This window comes from Streptomyces sp. NPDC048172, from assembly GCF_043202595.1.
Classification (GTDB): Bacteria; Actinomycetota; Actinomycetes; order Streptomycetales; family Streptomycetaceae; genus Streptomyces.
In genome coordinates, this window is record NZ_JBIDAT010000003.1 from 389,698 (window position 1) to 410,687 (window position 20,990).

Here is a 20,990-nt window from a genome sequence, read left to right on the forward strand (position 1 = left end):
GTCAGTCGTTCTGGGGGAAGCCGAGCTGGACACCGCCGGTGCGGGGTGCGGCCGGATCGGGCCAGCGGGTGGTGACGACCTTGCCGCGGGTGCAGAAGTGGATGCCCTCGGTGCCGTGCGCGTGGCTGTCGCCGAAGAGGGAGTGCTTCCAGCCACCGAAGGAGTAGTACGCCATGGGGACCGGGATCGGCACGTTGACGCCGATCATGCCGACCTCGACCTCGTTCTCGTAGCGCCGGGCGGCACCCCCGTCGTTGGTGAAGAGCGCGGTGCCGTTGCCGTACGGGTTGGCGTTGACGAGCTCCAGCGCCTCCTCGTACGAGGCGGCCCGGACGACGGCCAGCACGGGGCCGAAGATCTCCTCCTGGTAGAGGGACATGTCCGGGGTGACGTGGTCGAAGAGGGTGGGGCCGAGCCAGTACCCCTCCGCGCCGCCGGCCGCGTCCCCGGCCGGGGTGTCCCGCCCGTCGATCACCAGCTCGGCGCCGGAGCGTTCGCCCTCCGCCACGAAACCGGCGACGTGATCGCGGTGGGCGCGGGTGATGAGCGGCCCCATGTCGCTCTCCCGCCCGTTCACCCGGGCGCCCTTGGCGCCGTCGCCGACCCGCAGGGCACGGGTGCGCTCGGCGATCCTCTCGACCAGCCGGTCGCCGACCGGGTCGACGGCGACGACGACGCTGATGGCCATGCAGCGTTCCCCCGCCGAGCCGTACCCGGCGCTGACGGCGGCGTCGGCGGCGAGGTCGAGGTCGGCGTCGGGAAGGACGACCATGTGGTTCTTGGCGCCGCCCAGCGCCTGGACCCGCTTGCCGTAGCGGCTGGCCTCCTCGTACACGTAGCGGGCCACGGGTGTGGAGCCGACGAAGCTGACCGCGGCGACGTCCGGGCTCTGGAGCAGCGCGTCGACGGCGGTCTTGTCGCCCTGGAGCACGTTGAAGACACCATCCGGCAGGCCCGCCTCGCGCCACAGCCGGGCGAGCCAGACGGCGGCGGACGGGTCCTTCTCGCTGGGCTTGAGCACGACGGTGTTGCCCGCGGCGATGGCGACGGGGAAGAACCACATGGGGACCATGGCGGGGAAGTTGAACGGGCTGATGACGCCGATGACGCCGAGCGGCTGCCGCTTGGAGTGCACGTCGACGCCGGTGGAGACCGTCTCGGAGTAGCCGCCCTTGAGCAGGTGCGGCATGCCGCAGGCGAACTCCACGACCTCCAGGCCGCGGGCGATCTCGCCGAGCGCGTCGGAGAACACCTTGCCGTGCTCGCGCGTGATGATCTCCGCCAGTTCCTCCTTGCGGCTGTTGAGCAGCTCGCGGAAGGCGAAGAGGACCCGGGTGCGCCGGGCCAGGGACGTGTCCGCCCAGCCACGGGCGGCGCGGGCGGCGGACGCGATGACCGCCTGGGCGTCCGCGGTGCTGCTGAGGGCGACCCGGCCGACCACCGCACCGGTGGCGGGGTTGGTGACCTCGGCCGTCTGGGCGGAGGTGCCCGTGAACGCGGCGCCGTGGGCCCAGTGCGCGATGGTGCCGGTCATGAGACTCCTTCGGGAGCGGCAGCGGATGATCGCTTCCGATCGTGCGCGGCCGGGCCCGGCGAGGGGAGAGTCAGGGTGTAGCCGTTCCGGGGCATTCGTTGACAGGGTGTCGCCCGGCTGCGGGCGTACCGGTGTGCGTGCCGGTGCTCAGGAGTCGCGCAGCCAGGGGGGCCGCCGGAAGACGGTCTCCGCGTACGGGGCGGGGTGGATGGTGCGGCTCACGCCCCGCTGGATCTGGAAGACGAGCGGCGCCTGCGCGAGGGAGGGGTCCGGATTCTCGTCCGGGTAGGCGGCGTTGGTCTGGCCCGGACCGCCGAGGTAGTACGAGCCGTTGACGCCGCGGTGCACCTCATTGCGCAGCGCGGCCATGGTGGCCCCGGGCCGCCGCGGCGCGTCGGCCACGGTCCACGCCTGGGCCAGCATCCGCACCTGGTCGTAGGCGGCGCTGGCGAGCGCGTGACCGGGCTTGCGCCCGTGGCGGCGGAGGAAGTCGCGGGCGAAGGCGGCGCCGCGTTCGTCTCCGTACCGGCCGGTGGCGCTGGCCCATACGACGCCTTCGGCGGCGGTTCCGGCGGCGGTGAGAAAGGCGGGCACGGAGGGAGTGAGGAGGTTGTAGAGCAGCGTGGGGGAGGGGTCGCGGACGAAGGCGCGCTGGAAGCGGGCGACGGCGGCGGGCGGGTGGTTGCCGAGCAGCAGGGCGGCCGGCTCGGTCCGGCGGACCTCGGCGAGCACGGCGTCCCAGTCGGAGGCCGGGCCGACGCGCAGCCGGAAGTCGATCTGCCAGCCCGCGGACTCCAGCAGGTCGGCGGCGCCGGGCGGCAGGATCTCGCTGTCCGGGAACGCGGTCTCCACGACGGCGAGGGTGCGCCGCCGCGGCCGCCAGTCGCCGGTACGGGCGGTGTCCGCGGCGAAGCGCAGGAAGCCGGGGAGGTAGTTGCTGCGGCGGGGGCCGGTCTGGAAGACGTTGCCGAAACGATTCGGCTCGGCGGCGACCCAGGACGCCTGAAGATCGCTGGTGCCCAGGTGCAGATAGGGGATGCCCAGCTCGGCCGCGTATTCGTACGTGCGCCGCTCGTCCGTCAGGAGATAGCCGCCGAGCAGCGCGGCCAGTTCGCCCTCGCCCGCCGCCGCGAACGCGGTGTCCACCGAGTCGGGATCGCGGTTGTCCAGCGCGAAGACCTCCAGGTCGACGGGGCGTCCCCCGACGCCGCCGCGCGCGTTGAGCTCCGCCACCGCCAGTTCCGCCCCGGCCCGCATCTCCTCGCCGTCGGCCCCGTAGGGCCCCAGCGAGGGGGCCACCAGGCCGACGGCCAGCGGTCGCGGCGCGAATCTGCGGTCCGGCGCCTTCGGCGCCCCCGCGAACCGCGGCGGCCGGCCCTGCCCGTGGTCCAGCGCGTCCAGCATGCCCAGCGTCAGCGCGGAGAGTTCCGCGCAGCCGCCCGGGACGGGCAGCCGCAGCAGTCCTGTGTCCACCGCGAAGGCCGCCGCCGCGCCGCGGCTCGGCTGGCCCAGCTTCTCCAGCAGGGCCTCCACCTGCTTGCCCACCGTCCGTGAGCTGGTGCCCAGATACCCGGCGACGGAGGCGTTGGTCAGCCCTCCGGCCAGCAGCGTCAGCACGTCCAGCTCGCGCACGGTCAGCCCGTACGGCGGGTCCACCTCGGCCACCGAGAACGTGACGGCGGCCGGGCTGTCCGCACCGGTCGGCGGCACCACCAGGTCCACCTGGGCCCAGCGGCCCGAGCCGGTGATCCACACGAAGGACGCCGCGGGCCGCCGCGTCAGCAGCATCAGCCGCGCCCACCGCCGCACCGTCGCGTCCAGCACCAGGTCGCTGCCCCCCGCGTCGAGCCGCTCGAAGGAGCCGTCCGCACCCACCCGCCCCACGCCGGGCGCGGGGCGGGCATCGGGCCGCGCCGACCGGCCGGAGGCGGCCTGAGCAGGGACGGAGTGCGGATCGGAAACGCTCGTCAACGGTGGTGTCCCCTTCGTGCGGGGCGATGGGACGGACGCGAACGGCGTCGGTGTCCATGGGGAGAACGACGTATTACGGCGCATCGTGCGCCATGGGACAGTCCGATTTCAAGGCCGATCATGAATCGGCTGTACCCACAGAAATTGGCAGAAAGGGGTTCCATGCGCATCGGCGTCGAATGCGGTGGCACCTTCACCGACCTGATCGTCCTCGCCGACGACGGGACGCTGCAGGCCACCGCCAAGGTCTTCTCCACCCGCGAGGACCCGTCCCGGGCCGTACTGGAGGCCCTCGACGGGCTGCCCCCCGAACTGCGCGAGGGCGCCTCGCTGCTGCACGGCAGCACGGTCGCCACCAACGCCCTGCTGGAGCGCCGCGGCGCCCGCCTCGGGCTCGTGGTCACCCAGGGCTTCCGTGACCTGCTGTTCCTCCAGCGGCAGGACCGCGAGCGGATGTACGACCTGCGCTACGCCAAGCCCGAGGCGCTGGTCCCCCGGCACCTCGTCCAGGAGGTGGAGGAACGGGTCACCGCCACCGGCGAGGTGTCCGTGCCGCTGTCGGAGGAGTCGGTGCGCACCGCCGTCAAGCGCCTGGTCGCGGACGGCGTGACGGCCATCGGCGTCTGCCTGCTGCACTCCTACGCCAACCCCGGCCACGAGCGCCGGGTCGCCGCGATGGTCACCGAGGAGCACCCCGAACTGGCGGTCTCCACCTCCTCCGCCGTCGCCCGCGAGTTCCGCGAGTACGAGCGGACCAGCACCACCGCCGTCGACGCCTTCGTCCGCCCCTCCGTCTCCGGCTATCTGAGCCGGCTGGCGGCGGAGGCGGGGCGCCGCGGCATCACCGACCTCCAGGTCATGCAGTCCAACGGCGGCGCCGTGCCGGTACCCGTGGTCACCGCGCGGCCGGTGGCGATGCTGCTGTCAGGACCGGCCGCCGGGGTCAGCGGCGCCGTCGCGGTCGCGGAGTCCGCGGGCCTCGCCGACGTCGTCACCATGGACATGGGCGGCACCAGCACCGATGTCGCCGTGGTCGTCGGAGGCCGCCCCCAGCTCACCACGGAGGTGACCGTCGACGGGCTGCCGGTCCGCGCCCCCATGGTCGACATCACCACCGTGGGCGCGGGCGGCGGCAGCATCGTCGGCGTCGACAGCGGCGGCCTCCTCACCGTCGGCCCGCGCAGCGCCGGGGCCGATCCGGGACCCGCCTGCTACGGCCGCGGCGGCGCACTGCCCACCGTCGCCGACGCCAACGCCGTCCTCGGCCTGCTCGGCCCGGAGCCGCGCCTCGCCGGCCGCTTCCCCCTCGACATCGAGGCCGCCACCGCCGCCTTCACACCACTCGCCGAGCGCCTCGGTACCTCGGTGGCCACCACCGCCAGGGCCGCGTACCAGCTCGCCAACGTGGCCATGGCCGGAGCCATCCGGGTCGCCTCCGTCGAACGCGGCCACGACCCCCGCGAGATGACCCTGCTCGCCTACGGCGGCGCGGGCCCCGCGCACGCCGCCCGGGTCGCGGAGGAGCTGGGCATGCGCCGGGTGCTGATCGGCCCGCACCCGGGCCTGGCCTCCGCGTACGGACTGCTGGTCTCGCCCTTCCGGCGGGAGTTCGCCCGTACCGTGCTGGCTCCGGTCGGGACGCTCGACGAGGCCGCGCTGCGCCGCACGATGACGGCCGTGACCGACGAGGCGCACACGGAGCTGGCGGCCCAGGGCGTGGACGCTGCCACCGCGACCGACGAGTGGTCGGTGGACATGCGGTACGCGGGCCAGGGCTTCGAACTGCCCGTGCCGCTACGGACCACCGGTACGGAGGAGGGCGGGCCGGACGATCTGGTGGAGCGGCTGACCGCCGACTTCCACACCCTGCACGCCAAGCGGTTCGGCCACTCCGACCCGGCCGCCGCCGTTCAGCTCGTCACGCTGCGCCTCAGCGTCGGCAAGCCGAGTCCGGCCGTCAGCCTGCCGCGCGTCGAGCACGTACCCGAGGCGGCGGAGACCGGCCCAGGCCGGTGCACGGTCCTGGAGGGCGCGGGCCCGGAGCCCGCCCCCGTACTGCCGCGGCGGTCGCTGGCCGTCGGACAGCGGGTGACCGGCCCCGCCGTCGTCATCGACGAATCCTCCACCGCCTTCGTACCGGACACCTGGACCGCGACCGTCGACGACGCCACCAACCTCGTCCTGACCAGGACCGATGGTTCCCACCCGCACACGACCACCACCGGGAGCTGAGTCATGGCACTGGACACCACGGACACTACGGACGCCACGGACACCACCCGTCTCGGCCTGCTCCGGGCCGCCTTCTCCTCCATCACCCGGGAGATGGCGACCGACCTGCGCCGCGCCGCCTTCTCCTCCATCGTCCGCGAGGCCCGCGACTACTCGGTGGCCCTGACCGACGCCCGCGGCGAGGTCATCGACCAGGCCGAGTGCATCCCGATCATGACCGCCGGAATCTCCTACGCGATCCGCGGCCTCGCCGGGGCCGTGGACCTCACCACGCTCACCGAGGACGACGCGCTGCTGATGAACGACCCGTTCAGCGGCGGCCAGCACCTCCAGGACATCTACCTCTTCACCCCGGTCTTCGCCGACGGAGAGCTGATCGCGTTCGCCGCCAGCGTGGCGCACCACGTCGACATCGGCGGCGGCAGCCCCGGCCTCAACGCCACCGCCACCGAGATCTACCAGGAGGGCCTGCGGCTGCCGCTGAGCCGCTTCTCCGTCTCCCGGGACTGGGGCCCCGGCGGCTTCGTACAGGAGATCATCCGTGCCAACGTCCGCGTGCCGGAGCTGGTGATCGGCGACCTCAACGCCCAGTTCGCCGCGAACCGCACCGCCACCACCCGGCTCCTGGAGGCGACCCGGCGCTTCGGCACCGCGGACTGCCTGGCCGCCATGGACGCGCTGAAGGACTACGCCGAGCGCCGCACCCGCGCCGCGCTCAGCCGTATCCCCGACGGCGTGTACGAGTCGGTGCAGACTCTCGACGGCTCCGCCTGGGACTCCGGCAGCGTCGAGGTCCGCGTCCGGATCACCCTTGAGGGCGACCGTGTGCACCTGGACTTCACCGGCACCGGCGATCAGATCACCGGCAACGTCAACTGCCCCTTCGCCTCCACCGTGTCGGCCGCCGTCAGCGCCATCCGCTGCCTGCTCGACGAGCCCGACCTCCCGTTCAACGAGGGCTGCAACCGCCCCGTGACCGTGCACGCCCCGTACGGCAGCATCCTCAACCCCCGGCCGCCCGCCGCCGTGCGCAGCAGGCTCACCCCCGCCAGCCGCGTCTTCAACGCCGTCATCCAGGCGCTCGGCGCCCAGGTGCCGGAGCGTGCCGCCGCCACCGGCTTCGACACCACGACCGCCGTGACCGTCAGCCATCTCGACCGCTCCGACAGCAGCTACCAGGTCGTGCTGGAGATCCTCGGGGGCGGCTGGGGCGGCTGCGACGCCCACGACGGCGCCGACGCGCTCGACAACCCCGTCTCCAACTGCGCCAACGCCCCGGTCGAGGCCCTGGAGTCGGACTACTCGCACTTCCAGATCGTCGAGTACGCGCTGCACGAGGGCTCCGGCGGCACCGGGAAGCAGCGCGGCGGTCTCGGCATCCGGCGCACGTACCAGGCACTGGCCGACGACGTCGACATCGCCGGATACGCCGACCGCCACCACGAGGGCGCCCCCGGCCTGCACGGCGCGGGCCCCGGCGGCACGGGCGCCTTCACCGTCACCCGCACGGACGGCAGCGTCGAGCAACTGCCGGTCGTCTTCCACCAGAAGCTGCACCGAGGCGACCGCATCACCGTCGTCACCGGCGGCGGAGGAGGCGTCGGCGACCCCGCGCGGCGCCACCCGGATGCGGTCGCGGCCGACACGCGCGACGAACTCTCCCGTCCCTGACCCTGCGTTCCCGCAAGGAGTACGCGATGCCCGCACCCTCCGGAGCACCCTCCTCCGTAAGACTCGCCGCCGCTCAGATCATCGGCACCACCATCGAGTGGTACGACTTCTTCATCTACGGCACGGCCTCCGCCCTCGTCTTCAACAAGGTCTTCTTCCCCGACCTGTCCCCGCTGATCGGCACGCTTCTCGCACTCGCCACCTTCGGCGCGGGCTTCCTCGCCCGACCCGTCGGCGCGATCCTCTTCGGCCACTTCGGCGACCGCGCGGGACGCAAGAAGATGCTCGTGACGACGCTGCTGCTGATGGGCCTCTCCACGGTCGCCATCGGCCTGCTGCCTTCGTACGCGCAGATCGGAGCCGCCGCCCCGCTGCTGCTCCTCGCGCTGCGCATCGTGCAGGGCATGGCGGTCGGCGGCGAGTGGGGAGGCGCGGCGCTCATCGGCATCGAGCACGCCAGCCCGCGCCGCAAGACGCTCTTCGGCTCCTTCGCCCAACTCGGCTCGCCCCTCGGCCTGGTGCTGGCCACATGCGCGTTCCTCCTCGTCACCCTGGGCTCCGACGCCTGGCTGGAGACCTGGGGATGGCGCATCCCGTTCGTGGCGTCCGCGCTGCTCATCCCCGTCGGGCTGATCATCCGGAAGAAGATCCACGAGTCGCCCGACTTCGAGGCCGCCCGTAAGCAGGACAAGCAGGACAAGGGGGACAAGCGCACCTCGCTGCCGGTCGCGGAGGTGTTCCGCACGGACTGGAAGCGCATCCTCATCGGCACCGGCGCCTTCTCCGGCGTCTTCGTCACGTACTACCTGCTGACCACCTTCACCGTCGTGTACGCGACCGAGACGCTCGGCATGAGCACCTCCATCACGTTGCCCGCGAACCTCGTGGCGGCCCTCAGCGAAGGCGCGTTCGTCGTCGGCGCCCTCCTCGCGCCGCGCTTCAGCGCCCGGCGGGTCGCGACGGTCTCGGCGGTCGGCCTGCTGCTGTGGGCATATCCGGCGTTCGCCCTGGTCAGCACCGAGAATCCGGCGCTGCTGTACCTCGGTGTCGGCATCAGCATGGCGTTCGTCGGCGCCGGATACGGTGTGCTCGCCGCCGATGTCGCGCTGCTGTTCCGCCCCGAGGTGCGCTACACCGGGGCCTCGCTGTGCTACGGGCTCGCCGGAACCGTCGGCGGCATCACCCCCAGCGTCTCCACCTACCTGTTCGACGTCACGGACTCCGTCTACTCCGTGGCCGGACTGACCGCCGGTATCGCCGCGCTGATGGTGGCGTCCTGCCTCGCCCTGCCCCTGCGCCGCGACGAGGACGAACCCGCGCCCCCGGCCCTCGCCGACGCCGTGCCCGCGCCCGACCCCGCGCGCGATCCCGCGCGCGCCTGATTCCACGTTCCCGCCCCCTTACATGGAGAGACCAGCATGCCCGACCCCCACCCCTCCGCCGGTACGGTCGCCAACGGCCAGGTGTCCTTCTGGTTCCGCCAGACCGGCTTCCCGGCCCGCCGCCCGCCGCTCGACGGTCCCGACTCCGCCGACGTGTGCATCGTCGGCGCGGGCTACACCGGGCTGTGGACCGCGTACCACCTGAAGAAGACCCGGCCGGACCTGGACGTGGTCGTGCTGGAGCGGGAGTTCGCCGGGTTCGGCGCCTCCGGGCGCAACGGCGGCTGGCTGGCGGCGAAGGTCCCGGGCTCGCCCACGCGGTTCGCCAAGGAACACGGGCGCCAGGCCGTGCTCCGCTTCCAGGAACTGATGACCGCCGAGGTCGACAGGGTCCTGGAAGTGCTGGACAGCGAGGAGATCGACGCCCATCAGATCAAGAGCGGCTACCTGCGCGTCGCCCACGCCCCCGCCCAGCTCGACCGGCTGCGGACGTCCGTCGAGACCGACCGCGCCTGGGGGCACCACGACGAAGAGCTGCTCACCGCCGCCGGGCTGGCCGAGCGGATCGAGGTCGCGGGCGGCCTGGGCGCCGCGTACAACCCGCACTGCGCCCGCATCCACCCGGCCCGACTCGTCACGGGCCTCGCCCGGGCCGTCGAGCGGATGGGCGTGCGGATACATGAGTCCACGCCCGTCACGCGCATCGAACCGCGGGCCGCGGAGACCCCGTTCGGCCGCGTCACGGCCCGCTTCGTGCTCCGCTGCACCGAAGGCTTCACCGCTCAACTGCCCGGAGAGTCCCGCACCTGGCTGCCGATGAACTCCTCGATGATCGTCACCGAACCGCTTCCGGCGGAGGCTTGGGAGCGCATCGGCTGGAGCGGGCAGGAGCTGTTCAGCGACCAGACGCACGCCTACCTGTACGGACAGCGGACCGCCGACGGCCGGATCGCGCTCGGCGGACGGGGCGTCCCGTACCGCTTCGGCTCCCGGATCCGCCCCTGGGGCGGCACCAGCGAGGGCACCGTGACCGCGCTCGGCGGCATCCTCGCCCGCCTCTTCCCGGCCGCCGCCGATGTGCCGATCGCGCACGCGTGGTCCGGCGTCCTGGCCGTACCGCGCGACTGGTGCCCCTCGGTCTGCCTGGACCGGCGCACCGGCGTCGGCTGGGCGGGCGGCTACGTGGGGCAGGGCGTCACCGCCTCCCACCTGGCCGCCCGCACGCTCACGGACCTGGTGCTCGGCGAGGACAGCGAGCTGTGCCGACTGCCGTGGACGGGCCGTACGTCGCGGGGCTGGGAGCCCGAGCCGCTGCGCTGGCTGGGCGTGCACGGGATGTACGCGGCCTACCGCGCCGCCGACCGGCGGGAGACGGAGGGCCGCCCGACGACCTCGCCGATCGCCCGGGTGGCGGACGTCATCGCGTCCCGCTGAACCGTCAGCGCCCTCGCAGGCGCAGGCGCAGGGTCAGACTTCGGGCGCCGTGTCCGCGGTCATGTCGTACTCGTCGACGTCCAGGACCGTGCCCGTGACGGTGAGGAAGTCCAGCACCTCGCGATCGAGGTGCCAGCCGCAGAGGTTCGGCTCCGCGTCGGTGTCTCTGTCCGAGCCGGCCGGTTGCTCGAAGTAGCGGACGACCTGCAACACGGCGGCGTTGCCGGGCTCAGGCTCTTGGTCCAGCTGCCGCACGAGTTCGGCGATGCGGGCGGTGTGGTGCTGGAGGCGCTCGACGACCTGTGCGATCTGTTCCTCGACGCGCAGGCCCGACGTCCGGCATACGATCTTCCAGCTGTGGCAGACGGGGAGCGCGGGTTCGGTGCCGCGGCTGCCGCGCAGTGTCTTCTCATCGGGCTCGAAGCCCAGGAAGTCGGCCATCTCACGGGCGCTGGTGCGCTCGCTCTTCAGGGCGAAGTAGACGTACTGGTCGACAGGCATCCCCGGACGATATCCGCGTGTGCCCAGCCGTGCGCCGCTCTTCCCGAACGCCCGATAGACACTCCCCTGGGGTAGGGGGCCCCGTGGCTCGGTGGACATGCGGAGCGGCTGCGTCACCTGTGCGAGCGCTCCCGAGGCCAGGACGGGTTCGCCTTCAACTGCCCGCTCTCGGCGCCCGAGACCCTGCTCGCGGTGCTGGCCCAGCGGGAGGAGGCCGACAGGGCCGCCAGCCGGGACCGGGACCGCGACCGGTTCCGCACCGTGGCCGAGCGGGGCCTGCGCGTGCTGCGCCACTGACTGGCGCCCGGCGGACGGTACGCGGCAGGGCCGCCGCAGACGATCAGCATGGAGCTGCCGATGCCCGCCGGGTGCGTGACCGGGCGGCTGGCCGGTAGGCGGGCGGACGCCGCTGCGCAGTGAGCTTCCTGCGCTACTGCCGTGCCCACGACCCGGACTTCGCCGAATTCATCGAGCTGCTCATCGGCACCAAACTGCGCAAGGGCGAGGTCCTCGCGCCCTGCACTGGGCCGACGTCGACCTCGACCTCGACCAGGAGAGCCTGTACGTCCGCTCGACGCTCTCGACCATCGACGACGACCAGCTCGTCATGACACGGCCGAAGACCCACAAGAGCCGCGACCGGGTGGCCCTCGCACGCCCGCGCCGCACGGATGACGACCACTCCACGACCACACACGCAGAAGGCCGTTCCCACCTCTCGGTGGAAACGGCCTCCGACCTACTGAAACACCGTCGGGACGGCGGGATTTGAACCCACGACCCCTTGACCCCCAGTACGGTCCCGACGCCCCAGTGACCAGCGTGTTTTGCTATCAATGCTGGTCAGAGCGTCGGTCTGCGTTGGCGTGAGTGAGTCACGAAGAGCGTTGGAACCTAGATCGTCTCCCAGGATTCTCCCAACCGCTCAGCTTGTTCCTTAACCTTGGCCGTCATGTTCGGTGATGGTGACAGGGCGTTTGACGGTCTTTCTGGCGTCGTAGCGATTGGCCGGGTGTCGGTTCCTGGAGCCGGGCGGGCGTCCGGGACCACACCCTCGTTGGAAGGAGTCCAGTGACGGACGTCGAAAAGACCACGGCGACCGCGGAGGTCACGGTCGGAGTCGCTCAGCGCCCCGGCACCGAGCCGCCGTGCGCGGACGGCGCCCACGTCCACAGGCGAGACGACCGGGTGTGCGCGGCCGTCGTGGATGGGGCCGGTCATCGCGAGGAAGTCGTCGACTTCGCCAAGCGCGCACCGGCCGTGATCACCCTCATGGGGATGGCCATGGGTGGGCTCGTCGGCCTGACCACCGCCGGGCGGATGACCGAGGCGTACGACCGCCCGCCCCACATGTCCGCCATCTACGCCTCCATGGAGCCAGGCCGTCCCACGGGCGTCCACTGGATCGGGGACTGCCGGGCGTACGGCTGGGACGGGGAGACGCTCACCCAGTGGAGCACGGACCAGACGATGGGGCAGTGGCTGCGCTGGAACGGCGGCGTCCCCATTGAGGTCGCGGAGACTCAGGACAACTGGGCGAGGCTCGGTCTCGCGCAGGCGACAGAGATGACGTGCCGCCAGGTGGAGATCCCCGAGGACGTCCCCCTGGTGCTGCTCGTCAGCGACGGGATCTCCGACCAGGTGGACCAGGAGGCGGCCGAGGAGCTGTGCCGGGAGCACGCCGACGCCCCGCAGGTCCTCGCGGACGCACTCGTCGCCGCCGCCGAGGGTGAGGAAGAGGAGGACGCCGGGGAGCTGTACCGCGACGACGCGACCGTGGTCGTTCTGCGCAGGCCCATTACCTGACCTCGCTCAACAACCCGTCCACCACCATCGCGCGCTCGATCCCGAGCCTCTCACCCCGAACCAGAAGATCGCCGGGATAGCGGTATCACCGAACGTGACGAACGAGGTCCGGACGGGCGTCGGCAGATTTACAGTCACTCCAGCCAAGGCGCTCTGATCAGGTTTGCCGCACCAGCCGCACGGTACTGCCCCACTCGTGCCCCGCGGGTGCTCATCACGGGGCATGAATCTCTGCATCCGGGCGGGTGACAGGCCACTCGATCTACAGCCGAATCTCGGAGATCTGATCTACGACTCTGCCGGTCGCCCGGAGGATTCCCTGCCCGAAATCAGTCGGCGCCAGCAGAAGACCCAGAATCAACGCGAGGATCACTGTTAGCTGCTGGTCGCCACGGCTTCGAGCCTGTACCCGACGCCGCAGACGAAGCACGACGACGACCGCCAAGAGAACGGCTAAGTTGATCGTCAGCACCCTGCCCCTCCCTTCGTCCCACACAGCCTCTTATAGGACAAACGCAGCCTCACCGGCAGCGTGTACGGGAAGGGTTGGCGCTGAAGGGTGCCACTTTGACTGAAGGGTGTAGGGCCGCTAGATCACTCTCGACTCTTGCGGGTACGGGAAGGTGCCGCGCCATCCCACTCTTGACTCACGCTTGACCAAATGTCCTCCGACTTCTGGTCAAGCTGGCCCGGCGGCGGGCGGCAGGTACTCCGCCACGGCCGCAGCCGACAACAATCCGGCGCTGAGGTCGCAGTCCAAGGTGGGCGGTCCCCCGACACGGAGCGCTTCACGGATCGCAGTGGCGGTCAAGGCGCCGTCCGCCACTGCCCCCAGGGCCAGCACTTCAGCCAGCCACTGCTCAGGCCCCTTCGGCGCCCGGCGCCCCGCGCATCCAGTGGTCGCGCACTTTCACCTTGGACCGTCGTCACCATGTCGGTCATGCGCCCCAGCATCCCATCCCCGTGCGCCGTAGACGACGGCGCAGAGAAGGAGCCCTCATTGCTCCCACTGCCCCACGCAGCAACTCCCCGTTACGCTGGCACGCACCAGACGATTAACCAGGAGGGCTCTCCGAGTATGGGACCGCAGTCCATGGAGGCATACCACACGATCCGGCAGTGGATCGATTCCGGAGAGCTGAAGCCTGGCGAGAAGATTCCCAGTGAGCGCAAGCTGGAGGAAATGCTGCCCGTACGTCGCACTGCTCTGCGCCAGGTGCTTGCCCGTCTCGTGTCGGAGGGCCTGCTGGAGGTCCACGGCCGCAGCTCGTACCGGGTCGCGGGCAGCGTCAGCGTGAAGCGTCCGGCCGGGGTAGAGCCGTGGAAGATTCACGGTGAGCGGAGTCTCTACGAGAACCGCTGGGTGAACCTCGACCTCGTGGATGTTGATCCGCCCGGAGTCGAGCGTTTCGAGCACCACGTCGTCCGGCTGCAGCACGTCTCCATCGCCGCCATCGTGGACGACAAGGATCGTGTGCTCATGCTGTGGCGGTATCGCTTTGTGCCCCAGGCGTTCGGCTGGGAGCTCCCTGGGGGCATCGTGGACCCAGGTGAGGATCCGATGGCGACGGCGGCCCGCGAGGTCGAAGAAGAGACCGGTTGGCGTCCGACCGGGCCTCTGAAGCGCATCACGAAGTTTCAGCCCATGGTCGGCATGGTCGATTCGCCGCACGAGGTGTTCATCGGCCGCGGCGCGGAGCGGATCGGCGAGCCGACCGACGCGGAAGAAGCTGGTCACGTCGAATGGGTGCCGCTCAGCGACGTGCGCGGTCTGATGGCCCAAGGCGAACTCATGGGAGCAGGCACGCTTGTTGGGCTCAACTACCTGTTGGCTAACCGAGGGCAGCTCCCTCCGCCTACCGACGAGGCTGCGTAAGCAGTTCCACCCGCCGCTGCTGGCGAACGGATCCCGTCCGCTTCGCCAGCAGACGCGCCTGCTGCAAGTGCTGCTGCGCTTGCCCCGCCTCGCCGCGCACGAAGTGAGCTTGCGCCAGGTCGCATCGCAGACCGGCCTGAGCACGGACGAAGCTCGGGTCGGCGGCTTCAAGGGCCGCGTACAGGTCACCCACCGCTTCGTCTTCGCCGAGCAGTGCCAGCGCGTTGCCCCGCCACCTCGTCAGGTGGCCGTGATTCAGGAAGACGCTGAGAAGGTCGGGGTCGCGCGTCTCCCCGTCGTCCGGGAGGCAAACGACGGCGTTGTCGAGCGCGCGTCGGCAGTCGTCCGGCATCCCCGCCTTCGCGCAGAGTTCCGCTTCGGCCGCGTGCAGCCAGGCTCGAAGCCGTGGCGACAGCCGCTCCCCGCCGACTTCGCGCGCATACCGCACGAGCGCTACGGCGTCGTCCACGCGACCCGCTTCCCCGAGCACGTACGCCTGCTCTCCGGTGGCGTGCGCAAGGTACATGGGGGTGTCGGCTTCCTGCGCGGCACGCTTCGCCAGCTCGTACCGGCGCCAGGCCCTCTCGACAAACCCGCCGTCAAGGGCCTGCCAGGCGGCGAGCGAGGCGGCGCCCGTCAGCGCGAGAGCGACGGGCTTCCGCGTGTCGGGGAGCACGGCGAAGGTGAGTGCCTCTTCGAGAGCGGAGAGGTGATTGCTCATCTGGTCGACCAAGCCCGCGGCGCCCATCTGGCGATCCATCGTGCGCAGCAGCTCGGTCTGGTCCATGAACGTCTGCACCATGGACTGGCTGACACTGCGAGCTGAGTCGATGCGGTCGAGCAGGTCGTCGTAGCCGTCGGTGCTCGGCTGCTTCGCCGGTTCCGAGCCGAGCTGAGGCCCTCTCAGCTCCTCGTCGGTGACCCCCAGAACGGCGCGCAGAATCCTGGCGTACTGGTCGCCGATCTTGCGTTTGCCGTTCTCCCAGTCCGAGACGTAGACCTTCAGGCTCGACGGACTGGCGATCTCCATGCCGTGTCGCCCTGCGTACACCCCGATCGCGTGAACGAGCCGATCTTGGGACATTCCCTGTGCTTCTCGCGTGGCGCGTAGTGCGTTGCTCATGTGCACCGTCCTCGGCCTTGCTTCAGTGCTGCCTTCAGCAGCATGCCCTACATATCCGCAGGTCGTCAGGGGTTAACAGGATCTCTTAACCCTCCGCGTGTGAACCCGTGTTGGCTACCGCGGCCCCCTCACCCGCCCTTTCCTGGAAGTGCGCCGAGCTGAGCGATCGAGGGCGTCTGACTCGAAGGGCTTGACTCTGGTGCGCACCAGATGCAGTCTATTGGTGCGCACCAGATGAAGTCCAGCTTCATTCGGCGCACCGCCCGGCAGGCCCGGTGACACGGGCCCGGTCGAAGCGGTTCGAGAATTCAACAGCGTGATCCGCCACCGGTGATGGTCGTGACGACACCGGCCTAGGTGAGTGGAGATCCGTCGTGAGAGGGCCATTACCGCTGGTGGTGGCAGTCGGCATGTGCGAGGACCCCGCAGGGCTCATTGCTGTGGGAGAGCGCGGTGGGTCGGCACCTTGACGACGTAAAAGAACGACGCGGCACTACACCTTCGGCTGGAACTACGGCTCGGGATGAAGGTCTCCCCGGGCCCGAACGGCCGCCGCGTCAACGAGGCCAGCAGTCCTGTACTGCACGTCGTCCCCCTTCCCGAGCCTTCATGGGCTCGCGGCGGAAGGGCGTCGGCGTGGGGTCGCAGGAAGGCTCGTACGCCTGATCGAGGAGGAACTCATGGAGTACGTCGTGATCGCCTACCAGTACGGCGGGGTCGTGTGCGAGGTCGGCACCCTCGGGGCGGCGCTTCCGGCCGAGATGGCCACGGGCTTCGCCCGTGAGCTGCGTGCCGAGTTCCCGGGCGCGATCGTCGCGATCACACCCCGCGCCTCGTACGTCTCCCCGTTCTAGCCCAACACAAGGAGCCCGCCCGGTGCGGCTACACCGGGCGGGCTGTGAGACCGAACCCCTGATGTGACCAGGAGGTTGATCCTGATGAGGAAGCTTACCGGCGCCGCCTCGGCGCTGACCGATGCCGAGCGTGCGGAGCTGGCCCGGCGGGCCGCCGAGGCCACCTGGCGCAGCGAGAACAACGCCCGCATGAAGGGTGGCCGGTGATGGTGGCCGTTGAGATCGTCTCGTTCGGCTACCTGCACGGCGAGCCGCCGCCCGCGCATTTGACCATCGACCTGCGCGAGCACTTCCGCGACCCGCACGTCAGCCCGGAGCTGCGGTACATGACCGCCGACGATGAGCCGGTTCGGGCCGCGGTGCTGAACACCCCCGGCGTCGCGGAGCTGGTCGAGGCCGCGGCGACGGCGGTTGCCGCGTTCGCGTCCGGCCCGAGCGCCAGGGTGGTGACCGTCGCGGACGGTTGCGCGGGCGGTCGGCATCGTGCCCCGACCTTTGCCCGTGCGCTGGCTGAGCGGCTGCGGGCTGCCGGGCACAGCGTGACCGTGCGGCACCGCGACATGGGCAAGCCGGTCGTCGCGCGCTGAGGGTGTCGGCCCTTCCGTCCTCCGCGGGCTGCGGTCCGTGGGGGGCGGTGGGTCCGGGCACAGGGTCCGGGCGCGACCAGGAAGGAGCGCCCCTCATGGCGCGCAAGCACTCCGAGGACTGCGACCAGAACGTCACCGGCGTGGTGATCAATGGCGCCACCGGCCCGGTGCACCTGGGCAACGGGGACCTGAATATCTCCACCACCACGATCAACGGCGAGGGCATGACCGTGATCGAGGACGCCCACGGCGGCACGTTCTGCCGCTCCTGGGACCGCCGGTGACTGTCGTCTGGAGGAGGCATGGACTTCGACCACTACGCGTGCATTGAAGACCTCGCTGAGCGGCGCGAGGCTGTGGCCGCCGATCTGGAGGCCGAAGGCCGCGCCACACGGAACTCCGACTACCAGGACGCTGCTGATTTCCTGCGCGCCCTGAACGACCGCGACCGCGACTGACGGTTGCCTGATCCGCCCGGCACAGTGCGGGCGGTGAGGGGAGCCGGGACAGTCCCGGCCCGAACTACGGCGAGAGAAGAGGCCAGCTCATGGCACGCGACTACAGCGGCTACAGCGACGACGACGTGAAGTTCGACGTGTTCAACAGCTCCGCCTGCGCCAAGGAGGACCGCGCTGAGGGGCACGACGACAGTGACCGTCAGCGGGCCGTGAACGAGGGCCTGGACGAACTGAACAGGCGCAGCGGACGCTGACCGGTTGCCCGATCCGCCCGGACCTCGTGCCGGGCGGTGAGGGGAGCCGGGACAGATCCCGGCCCCGCGAAGGGCCCGGCCCGGTGCTGGCACACCGGGCCGGGGGAGAGCGAACCACCTGATCTGATGCGGAGGTTGATGCTCATGCGTATACGCCCGCGCGAGGGGCGGCCGGTGAGGGAGGGCTGCGTGTTCTGCTCCATCGTTGCTGGTCGGGTGCCCGCCGAGGTGGTGCGCGCTTGGGATGACGTGATCGCGATCGTGCCGCTGGACCCGGTCACGCCGGGGCATGTGCTGGTCATCCCGCACACCCACGTCGCCGACATCGGCGAGGACCCGGTGGTCTCCGCCCGCACCATGGCGTGCGCGGCGGAGCTGGCCGGGGAGCTGGAGGCGGCGAACGTCATCACGTCCAAGGGTTCCATCGCGACGCAGACCGTTTTCCACCTGCACGTTCACGTGGTTCCCCGACGCGAGGCGGATGCGCTGCCGCTGCCGTGGACGCCGCGGCAGGAGGCCAAGGAACGCTGCGCGGCCTGACGGTTGCCCGCGTCGTCCCGCCCGCTGTGGCGGGGCGGCAAGGGGAGCCGGGAGCGAGTGGCCCCGGATCCGGAAGGGAAGCATATGTGCACCATCAACCATTCCGCCTTCGCGAAGCCGGGCTATTTGATCGATACCCGGTGTGAGTCGCTGGCTCCCGCCGGGGCGCTGTTCACGCGGCTGCTGGGACACCACAAGGAGCTGGGGCTGACCGCGAAGCAGGTCGGCGAGCTGCTGGAGGTCTCCCGCGAGTACCACGACAGGCAGGTCGCGCTGCGTATCGAGTTTGCCCAGGTCACCGAACGGCTGGAGATCAAGTGGGGCCGGGTGGACGCTGAGTTCGTCGCCCAGCGCAAGGACCTGCTTGCGCAGCACGCGGAGCTGTTCGCCGCGGATGAGGCGCTGTTCTTCGAGTACGGCGAGAAGGGCCACGCCATTCTGACCGACGCGCAGATCGACGCCGCCGAACGCATCTACCACCGTGAGAAGGACGAGGGCCTTCAGGCGCTGAGCGAGGCGCTGAACAACGCCGTCGCGCCGGGCTTCTGCTTCTCCTCGCGGCGGGAGAGCATGGCGGCATGAGCGAGAGCGCTGCGGAGCAGTGGGCACACTGGCTGACCCGTCAGCGCGATCAGCATGTGGGCGCGGCGCGCGCCGCCGCCTCGTTGTCCGGGATCCGGGATCGGGTGTTGGCCGGATCCCGGATCCAGCCCGGGGACCGCGTCCTCGACCTGGGGGCGGGCACCGGGCTGCTGGCCCGTGAGGCGGTCGAGTTCGTCGGCCCGGAGGGCAGCGTCGTCGCGGTGGACATCTCCACCTCCGCGCTGGCGACGCTGCCCGAATCGGTCCATGCCGTGGCCGGGAGCGCGACACAGATCCCGCTGCGGGACGCGAGCGTGGACCAGGTACTCATCCGCTCCGTGCTGATCTACATCGAGGATCTCAACGCGGCGGCACGGGAGATCACCCGGGTGCTGCGTCCGGGCGGCTCGCTGTCGCTGTTTGAACCGATCAACGCGCAGCGGTTCCATGATGCGGGCGTCCGCGGCTTCACCGAGCAGCAGCTCGCTGAGCTGGCCGACGCGCAAAAACGGGGGAGCGGATCCGCGCGCACGATGCTCGCCTTCAGTTCCTGGCGGCTGCGCGAGGCGCTGCTTGACGCGTGCCTGTGTATCGATCACGCGGTCACCGAGCTGCACGAGGAGCGCCTGGAAGGCGAGGAGGCCGCCGCCGGGTACCTGGAGCGCCGGGGCCATGCCGGGGCGTTCACTGTCTTGGAGCAGGTCGAGGCGCTGTGGGGGAGCGAGGCGGCCGACCGTTACCGGGACGCCTGGTTGCGAGCCGCCCGTGAGCAAGGCGTGATCACTTTCTTCACTCCCACGCTGTACCTCCTGGCCAGCAAGCCCCCCAGGCCCTGACCGGGCCCCTCCCGCCTCACCCCTGGCGGCCCCGATGGGGCCGCCGCGTGTGGCCTGACGGCTGCCCGATCCGTTCGGACTTCGTGCCGGGCGGTGAGGGGAGCCGGGACAGTCCCGGCCCGTGAGGGGGTCCAATGTCTGACCGCATGAAGCAGCAGGCCAACGCCAACCGTGAGGCTGCGAGGACGCTGCGGGACCGCGGCAAGGACGACGCCGCGCAGCGCCTGGAGAGCCGGGCCGATGAGCTGGAGTCCGGCCGCGTCACCGACGTCACCGAGTCCGTGTCCAGGCTCATCGGTTGGGGTTTCGGCCGCCGCTGACCTTCCCCCTTTTTTCCCTTGTGCAGTGGCGCGGCCCCGGTGCTCGAACACCGGGGCCGCTTTCGGGCCGTTGCCACATTCATTCCGAGAGGACCCCGACCCATGTTCAACATCTGTACCGACTATGCGACCGTTACAGGCTGCGGCCTGCTGCGCGAGCCGACCCGCGGGGAGCTGGCCGCCATCGAGCGGGAGATGCCCGTCATCGAGGCGGACATCGACCTGCTGGACGTGCGGATCGCCGTGATGGACCGTCCGCCCAACGAGCTGGACGACCGCCGCCTGCGCCGGGCGCGTCGCCGCCTGCTGGACGCCCGCCGCGCGTTGACCAACCGCACCACTCCCAACGAGGGGGCGGCGTCATGAGCACGCGCAATCCCCAGGGCCTGGCGCTCTTTCTCGTGCTCGCCGGGATTCTCCTGGCCTTCACCGGCCTCGCCGGTGCGGTGGCGGTCCGGGACAACCGGCTGATGCTCATCGCCTCGGTGGGGTTCGCGCTCCAGGTCGCGGGCTGGCGCCGCGCCGCCCGGGCGGGAGGTGCGGCATGAGTGCCCCGGCTGACGCGGCGCTGGTCGCCGCGCACACGGAGGTGAAGGCGGAGCTGGCGCGCACGGACACCAAGGCGTCGCTGCTGCTGGCCTTCCACGCCGCGCTGCTGGCCGGAGCGCTGGCCCTCGCGACCGGCGCGCCCCTGACCCTCGCGTCGGCCCTCGTCGGCGCCGCCGGGCTCGGGGTGCTGCTGGCGGCGACGGCGCTGTTGCTGCTGACGGTCCGCCCGAACCTGGGTGGCGGCGGGGGCTTCCCGCTGTGGGCCACGCTCACCCCCGCGGGGCTGCGTACGCATCTGAGCGCGGACCGCCTCCCCAAGGACATCACCAACCTGTCGCGGATCGCGGTGGGCAAGTTCGCCCGCCTGCGCGCCGCGATCTCCATGACCCTGCTGGCCGGTGCCCTGCTGGTGGCCGCGGCCGTTCTCACACTGGGAGGTGCCCTGTGAGCGCCCCTACGGCACGTCAGAAGCTGACCAAG

24 protein-coding genes are annotated in these 20,990 nt (G+C 71.0%); 19 read left to right on the forward strand and 5 right to left on the reverse strand.

Annotated features, from left to right (window positions below):
* Position 1 precedes the first annotated feature (1 nt).
* Positions 2–1,534, reverse strand: a complete 1,533-nt coding sequence (locus ACGF3A_RS15120; RefSeq protein WP_393729715.1) for a CoA-acylating methylmalonate-semialdehyde dehydrogenase — start codon at positions 1,532–1,534, stop codon at positions 2–4.
* Positions 1,535–1,681: 147 nt separating this feature from the next.
* The gene (locus ACGF3A_RS15125) at positions 1,682–3,505 is read right to left on the reverse strand and encodes an ABC transporter substrate-binding protein (RefSeq protein ID WP_393729717.1); all 1,824 of its coding nucleotides are present in this window, start codon (positions 3,503–3,505) and stop codon (positions 1,682–1,684) included.
* A 162-nt stretch (positions 3,506–3,667) separates the two neighbouring features.
* Between ACGF3A_RS15125 and ACGF3A_RS15130 the strand changes: the two genes are divergently transcribed.
* Genes ACGF3A_RS15130 through ACGF3A_RS15145 form a run of 4 tightly spaced genes read left to right on the forward strand, consistent with a single transcriptional unit; the run spans position 3,668 to position 10,224 of the window.
* Complete coding sequence (locus ACGF3A_RS15130; protein WP_393729719.1) at positions 3,668–5,737, forward strand: hydantoinase/oxoprolinase family protein; 2,070 nt, start codon at positions 3,668–3,670, stop codon at positions 5,735–5,737.
* Positions 5,738–5,740: 3 nt separating this feature from the next.
* A complete protein-coding gene (locus ACGF3A_RS15135) occupies positions 5,741–7,408 on the forward strand; it encodes a hydantoinase B/oxoprolinase family protein (RefSeq protein WP_393729721.1) in 1,668 nt (555 codons plus the stop codon).
* Between the two features lie 26 nt (positions 7,409–7,434).
* Positions 7,435–8,790, forward strand: coding sequence for an MFS transporter (locus ACGF3A_RS15140; protein ID WP_393729723.1), 1,356 nt, complete (start codon positions 7,435–7,437; stop codon positions 8,788–8,790).
* Positions 8,791–8,826: 36 nt separating this feature from the next.
* Positions 8,827–10,224 (forward strand): NAD(P)/FAD-dependent oxidoreductase, encoded by a 1,398-nt coding sequence (locus ACGF3A_RS15145; protein WP_393729725.1) that lies wholly within the window; start codon positions 8,827–8,829, stop codon positions 10,222–10,224.
* A 33-nt stretch (positions 10,225–10,257) separates the two neighbouring features.
* Here the strand turns inward: ACGF3A_RS15145 and ACGF3A_RS15150 are convergent, their stop codons facing one another.
* Positions 10,258–10,725: a DUF4279 domain-containing protein gene (locus ACGF3A_RS15150; RefSeq protein ID WP_393729727.1), complete on the reverse strand. Its 468-nt coding sequence runs from the start codon at positions 10,723–10,725 to the stop codon at positions 10,258–10,260.
* Positions 10,726–11,796: 1,071 nt separating this feature from the next.
* Here ACGF3A_RS15150 and ACGF3A_RS15155 point away from each other — a divergent pair.
* Positions 11,797–12,531: a SpoIIE family protein phosphatase gene (locus ACGF3A_RS15155; protein ID WP_393729729.1), complete on the forward strand. Its 735-nt coding sequence runs from the start codon at positions 11,797–11,799 to the stop codon at positions 12,529–12,531.
* A gap of 262 nt (positions 12,532–12,793) precedes the next feature.
* Here ACGF3A_RS15155 and ACGF3A_RS15160 read toward each other — a convergent pair whose 3' ends face one another.
* Complete coding sequence (locus ACGF3A_RS15160) at positions 12,794–13,003, reverse strand: hypothetical protein (RefSeq protein WP_393729731.1); 210 nt, start codon at positions 13,001–13,003, stop codon at positions 12,794–12,796.
* A 606-nt stretch (positions 13,004–13,609) separates the two neighbouring features.
* Here ACGF3A_RS15160 and ACGF3A_RS15165 point away from each other — a divergent pair.
* On the forward strand, positions 13,610–14,407 hold the full coding sequence (locus ACGF3A_RS15165; RefSeq protein ID WP_393729733.1) for an NUDIX domain-containing protein: 798 nt from the start codon (positions 13,610–13,612) through the stop codon (positions 14,405–14,407).
* Here ACGF3A_RS15165 and ACGF3A_RS15170 read toward each other — a convergent pair.
* On the reverse strand, positions 14,388–15,437 hold the full coding sequence (locus ACGF3A_RS15170) for an XRE family transcriptional regulator (RefSeq protein WP_393729735.1): 1,050 nt from the start codon (positions 15,435–15,437) through the stop codon (positions 14,388–14,390). The genes ACGF3A_RS15165 and ACGF3A_RS15170 overlap by 20 nt on opposite strands.
* Before the next feature lie 773 nt (positions 15,438–16,210).
* Between ACGF3A_RS15170 and ACGF3A_RS15175 the strand changes: the two genes are divergently transcribed.
* The 13 genes from ACGF3A_RS15175 to ACGF3A_RS15235 all read left to right on the forward strand — a co-directional run bounded on the left by ACGF3A_RS15175 (position 16,211) and on the right by ACGF3A_RS15235 (position 20,958).
* Positions 16,211–16,384, forward strand: coding sequence for a hypothetical protein (locus ACGF3A_RS15175; RefSeq protein ID WP_393729737.1), 174 nt, complete (start codon positions 16,211–16,213; stop codon positions 16,382–16,384).
* Positions 16,385–16,468: 84 nt separating this feature from the next.
* Complete coding sequence (locus tag ACGF3A_RS15180) at positions 16,469–16,591, forward strand: hypothetical protein (RefSeq protein ID WP_393729739.1); 123 nt, start codon at positions 16,469–16,471, stop codon at positions 16,589–16,591.
* Positions 16,591–16,971: an ATPase gene (locus tag ACGF3A_RS15185; protein WP_393729740.1), complete on the forward strand. Its 381-nt coding sequence runs from the start codon at positions 16,591–16,593 to the stop codon at positions 16,969–16,971. The genes ACGF3A_RS15180 and ACGF3A_RS15185 overlap by 1 nt, the downstream gene beginning before the upstream one ends.
* Before the next feature lie 95 nt (positions 16,972–17,066).
* The gene (locus ACGF3A_RS15190) at positions 17,067–17,255 is read left to right on the forward strand and encodes a hypothetical protein (protein ID WP_393729742.1); all 189 of its coding nucleotides are present in this window, start codon (positions 17,067–17,069) and stop codon (positions 17,253–17,255) included.
* A gap of 18 nt (positions 17,256–17,273) precedes the next feature.
* Positions 17,274–17,429: a hypothetical protein gene (locus tag ACGF3A_RS15195; protein WP_393729744.1), complete on the forward strand. Its 156-nt coding sequence runs from the start codon at positions 17,274–17,276 to the stop codon at positions 17,427–17,429.
* Positions 17,430–17,518: 89 nt separating this feature from the next.
* Positions 17,519–17,683 carry a hypothetical protein gene (locus ACGF3A_RS15200; protein WP_393729746.1) on the forward strand — a complete coding sequence of 55 codons (165 nt, stop codon included), beginning with the start codon at positions 17,519–17,521 and terminating at the stop codon, positions 17,681–17,683.
* Between the two features lie 189 nt (positions 17,684–17,872).
* Positions 17,873–18,223 carry an HIT family protein gene (locus tag ACGF3A_RS15205; RefSeq protein ID WP_393729747.1) on the forward strand — a complete coding sequence of 117 codons (351 nt, stop codon included), beginning with the start codon at positions 17,873–17,875 and terminating at the stop codon, positions 18,221–18,223.
* Between the two features lie 84 nt (positions 18,224–18,307).
* Complete coding sequence (locus ACGF3A_RS15210; protein ID WP_393729749.1) at positions 18,308–18,805, forward strand: hypothetical protein; 498 nt, start codon at positions 18,308–18,310, stop codon at positions 18,803–18,805.
* Positions 18,802–19,641, forward strand: a complete 840-nt coding sequence (locus ACGF3A_RS15215; protein ID WP_393729751.1) for a class I SAM-dependent methyltransferase — start codon at positions 18,802–18,804, stop codon at positions 19,639–19,641. Before ACGF3A_RS15210 ends, ACGF3A_RS15215 begins: the two co-directional genes overlap by 4 nt.
* A 134-nt stretch (positions 19,642–19,775) precedes the next feature.
* A complete protein-coding gene (locus ACGF3A_RS15220; protein WP_393729753.1) occupies positions 19,776–19,961 on the forward strand; it encodes a hypothetical protein in 186 nt (61 codons plus the stop codon).
* Positions 19,962–20,063: 102 nt separating this feature from the next.
* Positions 20,064–20,327 (forward strand): DUF6284 family protein, encoded by a 264-nt coding sequence (locus ACGF3A_RS15225; protein ID WP_393729755.1) that lies wholly within the window; start codon positions 20,064–20,066, stop codon positions 20,325–20,327.
* Complete coding sequence (locus tag ACGF3A_RS15230) at positions 20,324–20,509, forward strand: hypothetical protein (protein ID WP_393729757.1); 186 nt, start codon at positions 20,324–20,326, stop codon at positions 20,507–20,509. Before ACGF3A_RS15225 ends, ACGF3A_RS15230 begins: the two co-directional genes overlap by 4 nt.
* Positions 20,506–20,958, forward strand: a complete 453-nt coding sequence (locus ACGF3A_RS15235; protein ID WP_393729759.1) for a Pycsar system effector family protein — start codon at positions 20,506–20,508, stop codon at positions 20,956–20,958. The genes ACGF3A_RS15230 and ACGF3A_RS15235 overlap by 4 nt, the downstream gene beginning before the upstream one ends.
* Positions 20,959–20,990 lie beyond the last annotated feature (32 nt).